This window comes from Aestuariibaculum sediminum, assembly GCF_014596945.1.
GTDB classification, from domain to species: Bacteria; Bacteroidota; Bacteroidia; order Flavobacteriales; family Flavobacteriaceae; genus Aestuariibaculum; species Aestuariibaculum sediminum.
The window spans coordinates 574,219-591,787 of the sequence record NZ_JACVXB010000002.1; the positions used below are offsets into that span (position 1 = coordinate 574,219).

Here is a 17,569-nt window from a genome sequence, read left to right on the forward strand (position 1 = left end):
TTATGAAAAAGACGCTTTTAGTTATTACAGCATTTGTTTCTATGCAAATGTTTTCGCAAGCTATTTATGAAGATGAACGCTATGTACCAGAAACAGATCCTTTGGTATTAGAAAAATTAGATGAATGGCAAGGATTAAAGTTTGGATTATTAATGCACTGGGGAACATATAGCCAATGGGGTATTGTAGAGTCTTGGTCGTTATGTCCTGAAGAATATGGATGGTGCGAGCGTAAAAAAGGAAGTAATCCAGATAACTATTTCGAGTATAAGAAAGAGTACGAAGCATTGCAAACAACGTTTAATCCAACCAAGTTCGATCCAGATAAGTGGGCAAAAGCAGCTAAAAATGCTGGTATGAAATATGTAGTTTTTACAACGAAACATCACGACGGCTTTAGCATGTTCGATTCCAAGTATACAGATTATAAAATAACATCACCTAAAACGCCGTTTTCAACGCATCCTAAGGCAAATATTGCAAAGGAAATTTTTAATTCATTTAGAAATGAAGGGCTTTGGGCTGGTGCTTATTTTTCTAAACCAGACTGGAATGTTGATAGTTATTGGGATCCAAAATATCCACCTAAAGACAGAAACGTAAATTATTCACCAACTGAAAACCCAGAGAAGTGGAACGAATATGTTGAGTTTACCCATAATCAAATTATGGAATTATTAACCGATTACGGTAAAATTGATATTCTTTGGCTAGACGGTGGCTGGGTTGCGAAATCGCCAAAAGCTGAAATTAATGAATGGTATAAACACACTATGGAAAATAGTGAAGATGGTTATTTAAAACATCGTATGGTTAACCAGGATATAAAAATGGATGATTTAGTCGTTAAGGCTCGCAAGCAACAACCAGGTTTAATTGTTGTTGATCGTGCCGTGCACGGAAAGAACCAAAACTATTTAACGCCAGAGAATCGCGTGCCAGAAAAAACATTGCCTTACCCATGGGAGTCATGTATTATTTCTGGAGGAGGATGGTCTTATACACCAAATGCTAAATATATGAGTGCAAGAGAAGGTATTCAAATGTTAGTAGATGTGGTAGCTAAAGGGGGAAATCTTTTACTTAATATAGCACCAAGTCCTGAAGGTGAGTGGCAGCAGGGAGCTTACGATTTATTAGAGGCTTACGGTAATTGGATGGACGTAAATAGTTCGGCAATTTATGGAACTAAACCTATAGCCCCTTTCAAAGAAGACAATATTTGCATGACGCAAAATGAGAAAGGAAATGTATTTTTAATGTATTTAGCTGAAGAAGGTGAAAAGACGATTCCTGCCGAGGTTTTTGTGAAATCACTAACGCCCAAGCGAGGAGCTAAAATTACCATGTTAGGATCTAATAAAAGACTAAAATGGGAAAAACAAGCTGAAGGATTTAAGGTGATTATTCCTGAAAGCTTAAGATCAAATCTACCGTCAAAACATGTTTGGACATTGAAGGTAGAAGCAGTTAACCAATAGAATAATATATTATATAATTTAAATAGGTGTCTGCTAAACGTCCTGTTTCGGTGGATGCCTATTTTTATCTTTAATATTCATTTACACACTATGATTCTAAAAAAAATAATTTCTGTTATTATTATTGTTTTGCTTGTTAATTTCAAGCTAGATGCTCAGGAATTTGTATTAAAGAAAAAATCACCTAAAATATATCATAAAGAGTATATTGATTTCAATAAAAATAAAAAGAAGGATGTTTACGAAGACGTAAATGCACCTTTAGAGCAAAGAATTGCTAATTTATTGAATTTGATGTCTCTTGATGAAAAAACCTGCCAAATGGCAACACTTTACGGTTTTGGAAGGGTGCTTAAAGACGAATTGCCTAACCCTGATTGGAAAAATAGAATCTATAAAGATGGGATTGGAAATATCGATGAACATTTAAATGGGCTTGCTTATCATAAAAGTGCGCAAACACAATATTCCTGGCCACCATCAAATCATGCAAAAGCTATTAATGAAGTGCAACGGTTTTTTGTTGAAGAAACGAGATTAGGTATTCCTGTAGATTTTACAAATGAGGGGATTAGAGGACTTTGTCACGATGGGGCTACCAGTTTTCCTGCTCAAATTGGAATTGGAAGCACATGGAATAAAAATTTAGTTTCGAAAATTGGAGAAATAACAGGAAAAGAAGCAAGAGCCCTGGGATATACGAATATATATTCTCCGATTTTAGATTTAGCTCGAGATCCTAGGTGGGGTAGAACCGTAGAGTGTTACGGAGAAGATCCGTATTTAGTTTCGCAATTAGGGTTGGGTATGGTTCAATCACTACAAGCACAGGATGTTGTGTCTACAGCTAAACATTTTGCCGTTTATAGTGCGCCTAAAGGTGGTCGCGATGGTGATGTAAGAACCGATCCACATATTACCGAACGCGAAATGCACGAGATATATTTAGAACCGTTTCGTACTGTTGTTCAAGAAGGAGGACTTAAAGGCGTAATGTCTTCATACAATGATTACAATGGTATACCTGTGAGTGCTAGTCATTATTTTTTAACAGAACTTTTACGTGATAACTGGGGTTTTAATGGCTATGTTGTTTCTGATAGTTGGGCCGTTGGAGGGTTAAAAGGTCGCCATCACATTGCTGAAGATTTTAAAGAAACCGTATACTTATCAGTAATGGCTGGTTTAAATGTACGTACTAATTTCACACCTGCTGAAGATTTTATCTTACCCTTACGCGAATTAGTCAATGAAGGTAGGATTCCTATGGAAATTATCAATGAGCGCGTAAAAGATGTATTACGTGTAAAATTTGAATTAGGGTTATTCGATGAGCCTTATGTAAATCATGTTAAAGAAGCAGATGCTATAGTTCATAATACAGCGAGTGAAAAAATAGCACTACAGGCATCACGCGAATCTTTAGTGCTTTTAAAAAATTCAGAAAGCCTTTTACCAGTAGATTTAAAGTCATTGAAAAACATATTGGTTACAGGGCCGAATGCCAAAGCCATAAACCATTCTATAAGCCGTTATGGCCCCTCTAATATTAAAGTGCAATCGGTTTACGATGGGATAAAAAATATAACAGGAAATCAAGTCAATGTAGATTTTGCTCAGGGCTGCGATTTTTACGATAAAAACTGGCCAAAAAGTGAGTTATATCAAATGTCTCCAGATAATGTTCAACAAAAATATATCGATGAAGCTGTGGAAAAAGCAAAATCATCTGATTTGATTGTGGTTGCTGTAGGTGATAACGAAGATACTGTTGGAGAATCGAAATCGAGAACATCTTTAAATTTACCTGGAAACCAATTAGATTTGGTTAAAGCACTTTACGAAACAGGAAAACCAATTGTTGTTGTTTTAATTAATGGTCGCCCGATGAGTATTAACTGGATTAATGATCATATTTCATCGGTTATTGAAGCATGGTTCCCTGGTGAATATGGCGGACAAGCCATTGCAGAAACTATTTTCGGATTATATAATCCAGGAGGAAAATTACCAATTACGTTTCCAAGAACGGTGGGACAAATTCCGTTTAACTTTCCATTCAAACGCAGTTCTCAAAAGGGACAGGGTAAAGAAGACGTCGGTCAAACCCGCGTCAATACAGCGCTATATCCGTTTGGCTATGGTTTAAGTTATACCACGTTTGAGTATAGTGATTTAAAAATTTCATCTGAAAAGACTTCTCGTGATTTTAGTCAAATTGCAATTTCATTTAAAGTCAAAAATACAGGAAATTATAAAGGAGATGAAGTTCCTCAATTATATATTCAGGATGAGTATGCATCTGTTGTTACTTATGAAAAATTACTTCGTGGCTTTGAACGTATAACTTTAGAGCCAGGTATGGAAAAGGAAATTACAATAACTTTAAAGTCTTCGGATTTATCGTTATTAAATGTAAATATGGAGCGTGTTGTCGAGCCTGGTGTATTTAAAGTTTTTGTTGGAACTTCTTCAGAAGACATTCGGTTAACAGGTGAGATTGTAATTAATTAGAATAATTAGTAAAAGTTTTAAATGAAAATATTTAGTAAAATGATAAAGTGCAAACCAATAAAAACTTTGGCCACAATTTGTTTGAGTGTTTGGGGTATTACAACCAGCCAGGCACAGGAGCCAGCCGATTATGTTAATCCGTTTATTGGGACATCCAATTTTGGAGCAACATATCCGGGACCAATTGCACCTCGTGGTATGGCAAGTGTAAGTCCGTTTAACGTATCAGGTTCTAAAAATGCTTTAGAAAAGGATAGTCAATGGTTATCAAATCCTTATGTAAACGAAAACACCTTTTTAACAGGATTTTCTCATGTTAATTTAAGTGGCGTAGGTTGTCCCGACTTAGGTGTTTTGTTGCTAATGCCGACCACAGGTAAGTTGGAAACTAATCATTTAAAATATGGTACGACTTATAAAAATGAAGTAGCTAAAGCGGGATATTATAGTATTGATCTTGATAAGTATAATACGAAAGTAGAATTAACGGCTTCAGAGCATGTTGGTGTAAGTAAAATTACTTTTCCAAAAGGGCAATCTAATATTTTACTTAATTTGGGTTTAGGTCTTACTAACGAACAGGGTGCCATGGTAAAAATTGTATCTCCTACCGAAATTGAAGGCGTGCGTACCGTGGGGTCATTTTGTTATAACAGCCCGGAAGATGCTTATCCAGTTTATTTTGTTGCAAAATTTTCGAAACCAGCTGAGCGTTACGGCGTTTGGAACACACCTGCCAAATATGATGGTGTAGAAGCACAATGGATGGGGTATAACGGGAAAACACGTATTATGGAAAATGCTACACGAACGGTAGTTGGTGATAGTATAGGTACGTACTTTTCGTATAATTTTGAAAAGCCCGAAACGGTTGAAGTAAAAATAGGTGTGTCGTATGTAAGTATTGAAAATGCTAGAGAAAATCTTAAAGCTGAAACCAAAGGACAGTCATTTGAAACCATTTATAATGAAACTTATAATAAATGGAACAAATTACTTTCCAGAATTAAAGTTGAAGGTGGCTCCAAAGACGATAAAACTATTTTTTACACCGCTTTATATCATACATTGATTCATCCTAATATGCTTAATGATGTTAATGGGGAGTATCCTGAAATAAAAACGGGTAAGATAGGGAAAACATCAGGCTCACGGTATACAGTATTTTCGTTATGGGATACCTATAGAAATTTACATCAATTAATGTCCTTGGTTTATCCAGAGCAGCAAATTGATATGGTAAACAGTATGTTAAGTATGTATGATGAAAACGGATGGTTACCAAAGTGGGAACTCAATTCTACAGAAACCTTTACCATGGTTGGTGATCCAGCTAGTATTGTTATTACCGATACCTATTTAAAAGGGATAACCAATTTTGATGTAGAAAAAGCCTATGAGGCCATGATAAAAAGTGCTGATCAGCTTGAAAATAATCCGTTAAGACCAGGATTAAGCGATTATATTGAAAAAGGATATTTAACAACCGATAGCAATGGTCCGGTATCGACGACTCAGGAATATAATATAGCAGATTATGCTATAGCACTGATGGCAAAAGCTTTAGGTAAAAAAGAAGATTATAAGCGTTTTTATAATCGTTCTTTATCTTATAAAAAATTATTCGACAATGATTTTAAGTTGCTAAGACCAAAGAATGCCGATGGCAGTTGGTATTCTCCTTTCGATCCGGATAAGGGCGCTAATTTTGAAAAAAATGTAGGGTATATTGAAGGAAATGCATACCAATATGCATTTATGAATCCGCACGACATTAAAGGCTATAAGAAATTAATGGGAGGCGATAAGGTTTTTACTAATCAACTACAAAAGGTTTTTGATTTAAATAAATTTGATATGGCTAATGAACCAGACATAGCTTATCCTTTTTTGTTTAATTATGTTAAAGGGGAAGAATACCGCAGTCAGAAATTGGTAAAGCAACTTGTTGGAAAATATTTTAAAAATGAACCAGGAGGTTTACCTGGAAACGACGATACAGGAACTATGTCCGCTTGGTTGGTGTATTCCATGATGGGAATTTATCCTGTTGTTCCAGGCGAACCAATTTACACGATTACAACGCCTATGTTTGAAAAAATCACCATAGAGCTTAATGAAACCTATTACAGTAATAAAACACTTACTATTGAACGTGATAAAAATAGTGATGGAAAAATTAAGCGAATAGAACTTGACGGAAGAAAACTAAACAGTTATTTTATAAATCATGCGGATTTAACAGATAATAAGCATTTAAAAATAATTCAGGAGTAAATTAAAAAAATACCTTACGAAAATATTAACAAAAAAGCCTACATAACAATTGATTATGTAGGCTTTTTTCTGTTAAAAACTGTATTTAATTTCAATTATATTAAATAGTATTTCATTCAGTACCTCAGAATAGTTGTTTGTCGAAAAAAAATTGCGCTCTGAGTTAAAAAATTGTTAATTTAACTCTTATTAACTCAAAACTAAAAAATTTATGAACCAAAAAGTATTTAAACTACTCTTTGTATTTTGTTTCTTCGGGATATTGCATGCCGGAGCGCAAACTACAGTTTCAGGGGTTGTTACCGATGCTAACTCTGGCATACCTTTAGCGGGTGCCAATGTTATCGTTAAAGGGACAGCAAATGGGGTTTCAACAGATTTTGATGGAAACTATTTTATAGAGGTTCCGGATCAATCAACTGTATTAGTTATTTCTTATGTAGGTTACACGTCTACAGAAGTTACTGTTGGAAGCCAAACAACAATTAATGTATCTTTAATAGAAGATACAAGCCAATTAGAAGAAGTGGTAGTAACCGCTTTAGGAATAAAAAGAGAAGCGAAAGCTCTTGGTTATTCTGTAGCAAAAGTAGATAGCGAGCGAATTCTTGCTAGTGGTACACCAGTTAACGCCTTACAGTCTCTTTATGGGTCTGCTTCGGGTGTAACAGTTGCTGCAACAGCTACAGGGCCATCAGGAGGTATGAAAATTAACATTCGTAATGCTGTTTCTTTAGATGCTTCTTCAACAACAAGACCATTAATAGTTGTAGATGGAATTCCGATTTTCGATGAGAATTCTAATATTAACTATAATGCTAGGTCTGGTAGAGATAATGGTACAGGTATAAACGATATTAATCCTGACGATATTGAATCGATTCAAATTCTTAAGGGAGCGAAGGCGTCGGTTCTATATGGTTATAGAGGTGCAAATGGTGTTATGTTAATAACAACCAAAAGTGGTTCTAAAAGCCGTGGTTTAGGAGCGTCGTTTTCTTTTACTAGTACTATGGAAAATGCTGCATTTTATCCAGAATTACAGGACAAATATGGTACAGGTAGAAGTGCAAGTTTAAGTGCTACCGATGATGAGGGGTATTTTCTTGACGAGAATGGAGAGCGTGCTTTAGATCCAGCGGGTGCTGCTTTCGGTCCAAAATTCGACCCTAGCGTTAACCTTAACTGGTGGGATGGGTCAGTTAGACCTTGGAGAGCTAATAAGGAATCCGTTTACGATCAATTGTTTAGAACAGGATCTCAACAAGTATCTAATGTTGCATTAAGTGGTGGTAGCGATAAAGCTACTGCACGTTTTTCTTATACAAATACGCAGTACAGACCAATAAATGATGGGGCTAAATACACTAAAAATGCCTTGAGTTTTACGTCTTCTTATGATTTAAATGATCATATTTCATTAAAGTATTCAGGTAATTTTTATACAACAGATAACCTGAATTCTTCATATGCAAGCTCTTTTGATGCTCAAGGATCTAGATCTAGTTTAGGAGCGTACGCAAGAGATATTGATGTTGATTTATTACGTGCATCATTAGTAACTGAGAATGGATATAACTATTTTGCTAACCCAGATCTTAATGCTAACTTTATTTCTCCAGGTAGATCTTCTGTTGTAGGAACATTATGGGATTGGACGCAAAATAAATCAATATTCAACAGAAACCATTATGTACAATCGCTTACTGCAGATTTTACTTTTACTGATCATTTAGGATTAACACTTCTTGGTGGTTTAGATCATACGGTAGAACGTAACCAATACAAAGGTAAATTGCAAGATCCTTCGTTAATTGGTCCAAACAGTGGATCGATTTACAGAGATACAAACAGAATTATTAGAAAAAATTACGGCCAAGCCTTATTTAACTTTAACTACGATCTTTCTGAATCATTAAATTTATCAGGATTTATTGGAGGTATTGTTGAGAAATCTTATTTAGAATCAAAAGGAGCTGAAAAAATTGGTGGTTTCGTGATTCCTAACTGGTTCTCGTTTAATAATTTACCTGCTGGAGTTCAGCCTGTTTATAATTTCGATAATACAGAGGCTTTGGAATATTCTGGAGTTGCATCTGTACAATTTGACTGGAAGAGTCAATTATATGTAGAAGCACAAGCAAGACAACAAGAATCTTCAATTTTAGATAAAAATAACAGAAGCTTCTTTTATCCAGGTTTAAGTGCTACTTGGATTGCTTCTAGTACTTTCCAAATGCCAGACGTAATTAAGTTTTTAAAAGTAAGAGCGTCGTGGGCAGATGTAGGTCGTCCTGGTTCTGAGTATTTTGGTAATGTGAATCTTGGAGTATCTGCTTCAGGTGGTGGATTTATTTTAAATCCTCCTGGAGATTTACCTCCGATTGATGATGATTTTAATCCAAATTTAAGACCAGAAAACAAGCGTGAGTTCGAGGCTGGATTTGAAGCTTATTTGTTTGAAAACAGACGTTTAGGTGTGGATTTCTCAGTGTACCACGCGAATACTTACGACCAAATCATGAGAGTGACTGCTCCTCCAGGGTTAGGTGTTAACAATCTTAGAATTAATGCTGGAGATGTTGCTAATACTGGTTGGGAATTGGCATTAAAAACCAAGCCTGTATTAAATGAGGATTTCCAATGGAATGTAGATATGACCTTCTCAGGTAGTAAAACAAAAGTTAGAAGATTGGATGGTGAATTACAAAGCTTAGCACTTTGGTCAACCAATGGTTTAAATGCCGTTGCTAGAGTAGGTGGTGAGTATGGTTTAATTTACCAACAAAGAGGTAATCAACACTATATTAACCCATCTGACGATAACGATCCAAATAATGGAGAACGTATCGTAGACAACAGCGGAACAAGATATAGCTATGCTACTAGTAGTAATAGAGTTGTAGGTAAGTTACTTCCAGATGTGTTTGGTGGAGTTTTCAGTAGATTTAACTATAAGAATTTCGGTTTAGTAATAAACATGGATTACACTTTTGGTGCTACGTTTATTCATGAGGCTGAAACTTACATGTTAGCTTCTGGTGTATTAAAAGAAAGTTTAAAATACAGAGATGCTGAAACTGGAGGTTTACCATATTATTTAAATGGAAGCAACAAAGTTGCAGGAACCAATCCTAATGGACCAACATATAACGATGGTGTATTATTAGATGGTGTAAGAGCTGATGGAACACCGAACGAAACCATTGTGGCGGCGCAAGATTATTACTACGATTCTTATTTTTCAAATGGATTTTTCCCGAAAGATAGAATCTTCAAAAGTGATTATATAGCTATTCGTAACATAGCATTAGATTACAGATTACCTGATTTATCTCAAAAAATTGGGTTAAAAGATGTTGTTTTATCTGTTTTTGCCAATAATGTTGGTTATCTTTATAGGGCTGCACCAAATACGGTGCCTGAATCTTCTAACGGTACAGGTTGGGCTGATGGTTCGTACGGAACAACAGCATTACCTTTACAACGTACGTTTGGATTGTCTTTAAAAGGTAAAATTTAAAAAAAAACACTATGAAGAATTTATTTATAAGATTGACGTTGTCAATATTACTGATTTTCAGTGTTACTAATTGTAGTGAACTGGATGATTTGTATCAAGATCCTGATGGATTTTCAAAGGCTCAAGCAGATGCCGCAGGAGTTAGTATTATTGCAGGGTACTTTACATCGCAATTAACTCGAGGATTTTTCCTTAGAGGAGAATATGGAGCTGCTTATCACCAATTAAGAAGTGGATCTCGTGTAATGGGTACTGGTGTACAATTGTACTACACTGTAGCTGATTACGGATTATCACTTGTATTAAGAGATGTTGAAAACGATTGGGGATCAAATGGATTTAATCGAACTGTTTTTAATAAAATAAACAGTGACTGGATTAAACAGTATTTATGGGCTCAAAAGGAATACAATAAAATTGCAGAAGCAGACAGAACGACAAGTGATGAACTTTACATGAGATTACTTCACTTATTAAAAGCTGTAGCCTATCAACGTGCAATTGACCTTTATGATGAAGTACCATATTTTGAAACTGGTACTGCAGGAGCTTTAGATGGTGAAAAAGCAAGTTGGATTGGACAAGAAGAAATTTATCCAATTATTCTTGAAGAAGCCAAAGCTATAGAAGAATATTTAGCAAGTGTTACGCTTGGTTCAGCTGAGCAAACTTCATTCTCTAAACAGGATGTAATATTTGCTGGTGATATTATGCAATGGAGAAAATACATCAATTCGCTTCGTTTAAGATGGGCTATGAATGTAAGTGAGCAAATGCCTAGCTTAACATCTACAGTACTTACTGAGTTAACAAGTAAACCATTATTTGATCAGTCTGAAGATGTTGCTGGTTTAGCGGATATTGCAATTGTTGAGCCATATAGATTACAAGTAGAGCTTGGTATTACCAGAGCTTTCAGAGAGCGTGCTGATGAGTGTCGTGCTCCAAAGCGTTTCTTAGAAGACGTAATGAACTGTATGCCAGAAGAGAAAAGTATATTGGTTAATGGTGAGTTATTATATTATTTCGAAGCTGGTGATAATGCCGAAGAAGGAATAATGAATGGTACTGTTGATCCTAGAGTTAAATACTTATTCTCTCAAGATGTTTTAGGTCGTTATGTTGGTGCTGAAACAGGATGGGATGATGGATCTGATCCAAACAGTCATTTCAGTAAAGCTATGAGAGGTTATTATATTAACGACCCTATTATGACTGATCTTTCTGTAACTGAGATTACTTTCGGTGCTCCTGGAAATGAAATGACAATTAAATTAAATGATGAAGCTGCAGCGGATTTAACAAAGCGTGAAGCATTTTTATTAAAAGCCTTCAGAGAATATTGTTCACAGTATAGAGATATAGGTTGGACTATCGGAACAGATAAAAACATGATTTCTGAGTATAATGTGCGTCCACAATATAATTTTGATATTCGTTATCCTACCTTACATGCTGTAGAATCTGAGTTATCATTAGCGGAGGCTGCGGTAAGAGGATTTGGTAGTGGAAATGCTGCTGATCACTATAAGAAAGCTATAGAGCTATCTTGTGCTTACTGGTATGATAAAAACGCTAATAATGCTTACTCTCAGCAAACAACACCTGCATTCCCAAGTAATATGGATGCCTCTAGAATTGATAGAGATCGCCCATCAATGGAGTACAGTGCTTCAGCTTATGCCGATTTTGCTGCTCAACAATTTAGCGCAATGACCGATCAGGAAAAAGTAAAAGCTATATTCGATCAATTACAGTTACATTACAATATGTTTAACTTCGAAACACCGTATACAGCGGCGCGTCGTTTAATTAAATATTTAGGAGACAATCCAGGTGCTCCATTTGAAACTTTTGCATGGAAAGAGCGTATGCTTTATAATCCAAATATTCAAGCAACCGATCCAGAAGCTTGGGCTCAAATTAGTCAACATGATGATTTTAATTTGCCAATGTGGTTCACGGGTCGTACTACAAAATGGAACAACGTTCTTGAATAATTAATTTTAACTATAGAATTTAATAATATGAAAAAAATATTAATGTTTATACTTTCAATTGCTTTGTTCGCTTCTTGTAGTAAAAAGAACGACGGATCAATTATAGGTACAGCTTCTGCTGCTGGAGGAGAAGTTACAGCAGGAATAACAGTTAAGTTATATGGTGAGAACACATCATTTCTTAGAGATACGCAAACGGACAGTGAAGGTAACTTCGCATTTACAGGATTAGATTCAGGAAACTATTATATAGGAGCCACAATCACTGTAGATGGAAATGTTTGGGATACTGGAAACAGACCTCGTATTATTTATGTAAGTGATGAAATCGTTGAAGAAGTGGCTTTAACGCTTACCCAAAAATAAATAACAAGATTTCTTGATAACAAAAGCACGATGTTTTATTACATCGTGCTTTTTTATTTTATGGTAATACTAAAGTCTAATTAATTCTTAAAAGACTTATTTATAATTGGTATTCTATATATATTTGTTATGTGCTGTTTGCCATTCAAAATCCATGTAAGCTTAATTATCACTTATGAAATTTAAATCTAATTTGTCAATAGCAGTAATAGTTGTTTTATCAATATTATTTTTTAACTGTAAAAACGAAGTTAAAAAAGATAAAGCTATAGTAGAGAATAAAGAATCGATTGAAAAGAAAAAGAATAACGAAGCGGTTAAAACACCAAAAGGCATGGTTTGGGTAGAAGCAAAAACCTTTACGCAAGGCGCAAAACCAAACGATAAATATGCTTTGCCACGAGAAAAACCAGGACATACAGTATCTGTAGATGGGTTTTTTATAGATGCTACAGAAGTTACCAATAAACAATTTAAAGCATTTGTAGATGCTACAGATTACATAACCGTTGCTGAAAGACCCATATCGTGGGAAGATTTGAAAAAGGAGTTACCAGAAGGAACGCCTAGACCTCATGACTCCGTGCTAAAACCAGGAAGCTTGATTTTTAATAAAGATGTTAAACAGGTAGCGAATATGGTAAATTATGAGCAATGGTGGCGTTGGCAAACAGGAGCAGACTGGAAACACCCCGAAGGGCCAGAAAGTTCTATTAAAGGAAAAGATAATTACCCAGTTGTTCATATTGCCTTAGAAGATGCTTTGGAGTATTGTAAATGGGCTAACAGAAGGTTGCCTACAGAGGCAGAATGGGAATCAGCTGCTCAAGGTACAAATAGAGAAAATGTATATACTTGGGGCGATGATTTTAATGTGTTAGACAGTCATGCTAATACTTGGCAAGGGGTATTTCCGGTAAAAAATGAACCTACCGACGGGTTCGAGTTTATAGCTCCGGTTAAATCTTACGATCCAAATTCTATAGGGATTTACGATATGATGGGTAATGTTTGGGAAATAACAAGCGATTTATTTAATGAAAATTATTACGCTGAAATAAATCCGAATGACGTTTTAAATAATCCGAAAGGAGCTAAAGTGGGGTATAGTATAGGTAAGCCATACATTGAAGAAAACGTAATAAAAGGGGGGTCGTTTTTATGCAATGCTTCGTATTGTGCTAGTTTTAGAATTTCTGCTAAAATGGGTATGGAACCTAATTCAAGTTCCGATCATATAGGATTTAGAACGGTTGCTACCCCAGATATGCTTAAAGAATAAAAAACCCAAATTAAGAACTTAATCCAAATTTGGGCATCTTTAACTAACTAATAAAAACTAATCTTTCTTTTTCTGCAATTTTAGGTTACTGTTTTTTTTAAACAGTAGTCTTTTAATAGTTATCAATTAATGTGCCAAAAACACTATTGATTAAAAATTAATAAAAATTATTTAGCCGTGTTTTTATTTTTACTATTTTAAAGACGAAAAAGAACATAAATGGGAAATGCTTTTGAAACTTGTAAAAATTGTGAAAAATCATTTAAACAAGGTTTTAGTTTTTGTCCTTACTGCGGACAGAAAGCAAATGATCAATTAACGGTCTCAGTACTTTTCTATAACACGATAAGCAATTATTTTTCTGTAGACGCTCGATTTTTTAAGAGTTTTATTCCTTTGATGTTTAAGCCTGGTTATTTGGCCAGTCGTTTTGTGGAGGGTAAACGTTTGTTGTATCTACATCCTGCCCAGATGTATTTGTTCATCTCCGTCGTTTTTTTCTTTCTATTTTCATTTATTAGTAGAACACAGGTGGAAAAGGTAAATAATGTCCTGTCATCTAATGAAATTCCAGTAATTGTTCATGATAGTTTAAAACGCCAAGTTATAGATTCGCTAAAACACGTTGAAACTACAGAGTATATTCTGAAAAATGAATTTTCATTTAACGAACGAAAGGTAGATTCTTTAATAGCTATTAATGCTCCTGATGAACAAATATATGAAGCCATGGGGATGGAGGCTGACGTTGGTTTTTTTAGAAAGAAATTATACGTACAGATTTTAAAATTTTACAAACAACGAAATGGCGGTTCTTTGCTAGAGGCGTTTTATGATAGTGTGCCAATAGCTATGTTTTTTTTGTTGCCTATTTTCGCTTTTATTTTAAAACTTTTGTATTTTAAATCTATACCGTTTTCATATCATCTCGTCTTTAGTCTTTATTTTTTCGCTTTTGTTTTTATGGTTTTTAGCCTGTTGGTACTAATAGATTTAATTTGGGAACCTCATTCATGGATAAATTTATTGGTAATACTGTTAATTACTATATATTTTTATATTGCTGTACTACAGTTTTATAGGCGAAATAAATTAAATAGTTTATTTAAGAGTTTTATTGCGTTGTTCAGTTTTGTACTTATGGTCGTTCCCTTGGCAATAGTATTTATGTTTATGGCTGCGTTTTTCTTATACTAGAGCTTTAGAAAATATTAATCCAATTTTGTTTTTAAATACTTGCCAATTTCAGATTCCGTTTTTACGATGTCTTCTGGTGTTCCTGACGCTACTAAATGTCCGCCATTCTCACCTCCATTAGGCCCTAAATCAATAATGTAATCCGCGCATTTAATAAGTTCAATATTATGCTCTACCACAATTATCGAGTGTCCTATTTCTATTAAAGCATTAAAGGATTTTAGTAACTTTTGTATATCGTGAAAATGTAATCCCGTTGTTGGTTCATCAAAAATGAAAAGTGTCTTTTCTTTATTACTTCCTTTACCTAAAAACGACGCTAACTTAATGCGCTGTGCCTCACCACCTGAAAGCGTTGACGAACTTTGTCCTAAAGTAACATAACCCAGACCAACATCTTGTAGTGGTTGGAGTTTGTTTTTAATTTTTGTTTCATTATTTGCTTCAAAAAAAGCAATGGCATCATCAATAGTTAAGTTTAAAATATCATCGATATTTTTGTTTGCAAATTGAACTTCAAGCACCTCTTTTTTAAAACGTTTTCCTTTACATGTTTCGCATTCTAGGTGGACGTCAGCCATGAATTGCATTTCAATTGTTACTTCACCTTCACCCTTGCAAGTCTCACAACGTCCGCCATCTACATTAAATGAAAAGTGCTTCGGCTGGTAGTTTCTTAACTTACTTAATTTTTGTTTCGAAAATAAAGATCGAATATCATCGTAAGCCTTAATATATGTAACCGGGTTCGATCTAGATGAACGCCCTATTGGGTTTTGATCTACGAATTCGATATGCTTAATATTACTATATTGACCTTCTATACCAGTAAATTGACCTGCTTTATCACTAAAATCAGTGAGTTTCTTTTGTAGGGCAGGATAAAGTATTTTTTTTACCAAAGTACTTTTACCACTTCCTGAAACCCCTGTAACAACGGTAAGCATGCTTAGTGGAAATCGTACATCTATATTTTTTAAATTATTTTCTCTAGCACCTAATACATCAATATAATACTTTGAAGCGCGTCGTTTTGAAGGTGTTTCAATCTTTAACTGTTCATTTAAATATTGCGCTGTTAATGATTTAGAATCAAGTAGTTGTTTGAAGTCTCCTGTAGCGACAACTTCACCTCCAAAAGTGCCAGCTTCTGGTCCAATATCAATAATGGTATCAGCGGCTTTCATAATGTCTTCATCGTGTTCGACAACAATAACAGTATTTCCTAAATCACGTAATTGTTTTAGAACTAAAATAAGTCGTTCGGTATCCTTTGGGTGTAGCCCGATACTTGGCTCATCCAGAATATACATAGATCCCACCAAACTACTACCTAATGAGGTTGCTAAATTAATACGCTGACTTTCTCCTCCAGACAACGTATTTGATTTACGATTTAATGTAAGATAATCTAGTCCCACATTAGATAAAAAAGACAATCTGTTATTGATTTCTTTTAGGAGTCTATTTGCTATTTTGAGATCATGCTCTGATAATTCTAAATTTTTAAAAAAATCCGATAGTTTATCTAAAGGCATTTCTACCAAATCGGTAATTGTAGCTCCTTCAATTTTTATGTAATTAGCTTCTTTTCTTAAGCGTTTACCGTTACAGGCTTTACAGGTTGTTTTTCCGCGGTAACGCGATAGCATAACGCGATTTTGAATTTTATAGGCTTTAGATTCTAACTCCGTAAAAAAAGCGTTTAACCCTTCAAAATATTGATTGCCATCCCAAATTAGTTGTTTTTGACTGTCGTTTAATTGAAAATAAGGTTTGTGAATTGGAAAATCGAATTTATGTGAATTATTAACCAATTGATCTCTATACCAGCTCATACTTTCGCCACGCCATGGAAAGATTGCATTTTCGTAAATAGAGAGACCTGTGTTAGGAATTACTAAATCTTCATCAATGCCTATTATATCGCCATAGCCTTCACATTTAGGGCAGGCTCCATATGGGTTATTAAAGCTAAATAAGTGGACATTAGGCTCTAAAAAGTTCATGCCATCTAACTCAAATCTATTACTAAAATGACGAAGATTATTGTTAGACAAGTTTTCAATTAGGCATTCTCCTTTACCTTCAAAAAATGCCGTTTGGATAGCATCGGCAAGTCTGTTAAAAAAATCGTCGTCATGCTTGATTATTATTCTGTCAACAACCAATAATATGCTGTCGTTTTCAGAAATAGATTCTATTTCATCAATGCGAACGACTTCATTATTAATTTTCACCCTCGCATAGCCCTGCTGTCCTAAGGTTTTAATTTTTTCTTCAATATCACGGCCTTCTTCTAAATGAATTGGCGCGAGTAATAAAAGTTTCTCGCGTTCTGGAAATGATTTTAAGTATTTCAGTACATCTGTAACCGTATCCTTTTTAACTTCCTGCCCAGAAATAGGTGAGTAGGTTTTGCCTATTCTGGCAAATAATAATTTTAAATAATCGTAAATTTCTGTACTCGTCCCAACTGTAGATCTCGGATTTGTAGAGTTTACTTTTTGCTCAATGGCTATTGCGGGAGCTATTCCTTTTATATAATCGACCTTTGGTTTGTTTAACCGGCCTAAAAACTGCCGTGCATAACTCGATAAGCTTTCTACATATCTTCGTTGTCCTTCTGCATATAGCGTATCGAAGGCCAGGCTAGATTTGCCTGAACCTGAAAGCCCTGTAATGACAACCAATTTATTTCTCGGAATTACAACATCAATATTTTTTAAATTGTGCAATTTAGCACCTTTAATAATTATGTTTTCTTTTGGGTTTACTTCAGAAATTATGGTGTTCATAGGCTTGTAAAAGAAATAATTCAACAAAGATAGTATAAGTATTTTTTCTTATGAATATTATATAACTTAAATGAAGGGGTATTCGATATTATTTGCGTAACAATTAGATATGTTAACCTTATAACATACAG

The 17,569-nt window shown here is 34.7% G+C and carries 9 protein-coding genes; 8 read left to right on the plus strand and 1 reads right to left on the minus strand.

All coding sequences use genetic code 11. The features are described 5' to 3' along the window. The first annotated feature begins 2 nt into the window (after nucleotides 1-2). From ICJ83_RS07190 to ICJ83_RS07225, 8 genes are all read left to right on the plus strand, one after another. Entirely contained in the window at nucleotides 3-1,481 is a 1,479-nt protein-coding gene (locus ICJ83_RS07190) for an alpha-L-fucosidase (RefSeq protein ID WP_188229696.1), read from the plus strand. Nucleotides 1,482-1,571: 90 nt separating this feature from the next. Beyond that, entirely contained in the window at nucleotides 1,572-3,995 is a 2,424-nt protein-coding gene (locus ICJ83_RS07195; RefSeq protein WP_188229697.1) for a glycoside hydrolase family 3 N-terminal domain-containing protein, read from the plus strand. Between the two features lie 39 nt (nucleotides 3,996-4,034). After that, entirely contained in the window at nucleotides 4,035-6,272 is a 2,238-nt protein-coding gene (locus tag ICJ83_RS07200; protein ID WP_188229698.1) for a GH92 family glycosyl hydrolase, read from the plus strand. Nucleotides 6,273-6,483: 211 nt separating this feature from the next. Continuing rightward, the gene (locus tag ICJ83_RS07205) at nucleotides 6,484-9,795 is read left to right on the plus strand and encodes a SusC/RagA family TonB-linked outer membrane protein (protein ID WP_188229699.1); all 3,312 of its coding nucleotides are present in this window, start codon (nucleotides 6,484-6,486) and stop codon (nucleotides 9,793-9,795) included. Nucleotides 9,796-9,806: 11 nt separating this feature from the next. Further along, nucleotides 9,807-11,795 carry a SusD/RagB family nutrient-binding outer membrane lipoprotein gene (locus tag ICJ83_RS07210; RefSeq protein WP_188229700.1) on the plus strand — a complete coding sequence of 663 codons (1,989 nt, stop codon included), beginning with the start codon at nucleotides 9,807-9,809 and terminating at the stop codon, nucleotides 11,793-11,795. Nucleotides 11,796-11,822: 27 nt separating this feature from the next. After that, nucleotides 11,823-12,161, plus strand: a complete 339-nt coding sequence (locus ICJ83_RS07215) for an SdrD B-like domain-containing protein (protein ID WP_188229701.1) — start codon at nucleotides 11,823-11,825, stop codon at nucleotides 12,159-12,161. A gap of 175 nt (nucleotides 12,162-12,336) precedes the next feature. Beyond that, nucleotides 12,337-13,443 (plus strand): formylglycine-generating enzyme family protein, encoded by a 1,107-nt coding sequence (locus ICJ83_RS07220; RefSeq protein WP_188229702.1) that lies wholly within the window; start codon nucleotides 12,337-12,339, stop codon nucleotides 13,441-13,443. Nucleotides 13,444-13,662: 219 nt separating this feature from the next. Then, nucleotides 13,663-14,640 (plus strand): DUF3667 domain-containing protein, encoded by a 978-nt coding sequence (locus tag ICJ83_RS07225; protein ID WP_188229703.1) that lies wholly within the window; start codon nucleotides 13,663-13,665, stop codon nucleotides 14,638-14,640. 14 nt (nucleotides 14,641-14,654) lie between these two features. Here the strand turns inward: ICJ83_RS07225 and uvrA are convergent, their stop codons facing one another. Further along, on the minus strand, nucleotides 14,655-17,438 hold the full coding sequence (gene uvrA, locus ICJ83_RS07230) for an excinuclease ABC subunit UvrA (RefSeq protein ID WP_188229704.1): 2,784 nt from the start codon (nucleotides 17,436-17,438) through the stop codon (nucleotides 14,655-14,657). Nucleotides 17,439-17,569 lie beyond the last annotated feature (131 nt).

Excerpts from the sequence above, each read along its gene's own strand:
- ICJ83_RS07225 (WP_188229703.1), top strand. The coding sequence starts at position 13,663 with ATGGGAAATGCTTTTGAAACTTGTAAAAATTGTGAAAAATCATTTAAA.
- ICJ83_RS07220 (WP_188229702.1), top strand. The coding sequence starts at position 12,337 with ATGAAATTTAAATCTAATTTGTCAATAGCAGTAATAGTTGTTTTATCA.
- ICJ83_RS07200 (WP_188229698.1), top strand. The coding sequence starts at position 4,035 with ATGATAAAGTGCAAACCAATAAAAACTTTGGCCACAATTTGTTTGAGT.
- ICJ83_RS07210 (WP_188229700.1), top strand. The coding sequence starts at position 9,807 with ATGAAGAATTTATTTATAAGATTGACGTTGTCAATATTACTGATTTTC.
- ICJ83_RS07195 (WP_188229697.1), top strand. The coding sequence starts at position 1,572 with ATGATTCTAAAAAAAATAATTTCTGTTATTATTATTGTTTTGCTTGTT.
- ICJ83_RS07205 (WP_188229699.1), top strand. The coding sequence starts at position 6,484 with ATGAACCAAAAAGTATTTAAACTACTCTTTGTATTTTGTTTCTTCGGG.
- uvrA (WP_188229704.1), bottom strand. The coding sequence starts at position 17,438 with ATGAACACCATAATTTCTGAAGTAAACCCAAAAGAAAACATAATTATT.
- ICJ83_RS07215 (WP_188229701.1), top strand. The coding sequence starts at position 11,823 with ATGAAAAAAATATTAATGTTTATACTTTCAATTGCTTTGTTCGCTTCT.
- ICJ83_RS07190 (WP_188229696.1), top strand. The coding sequence starts at position 3 with ATGAAAAAGACGCTTTTAGTTATTACAGCATTTGTTTCTATGCAAATG.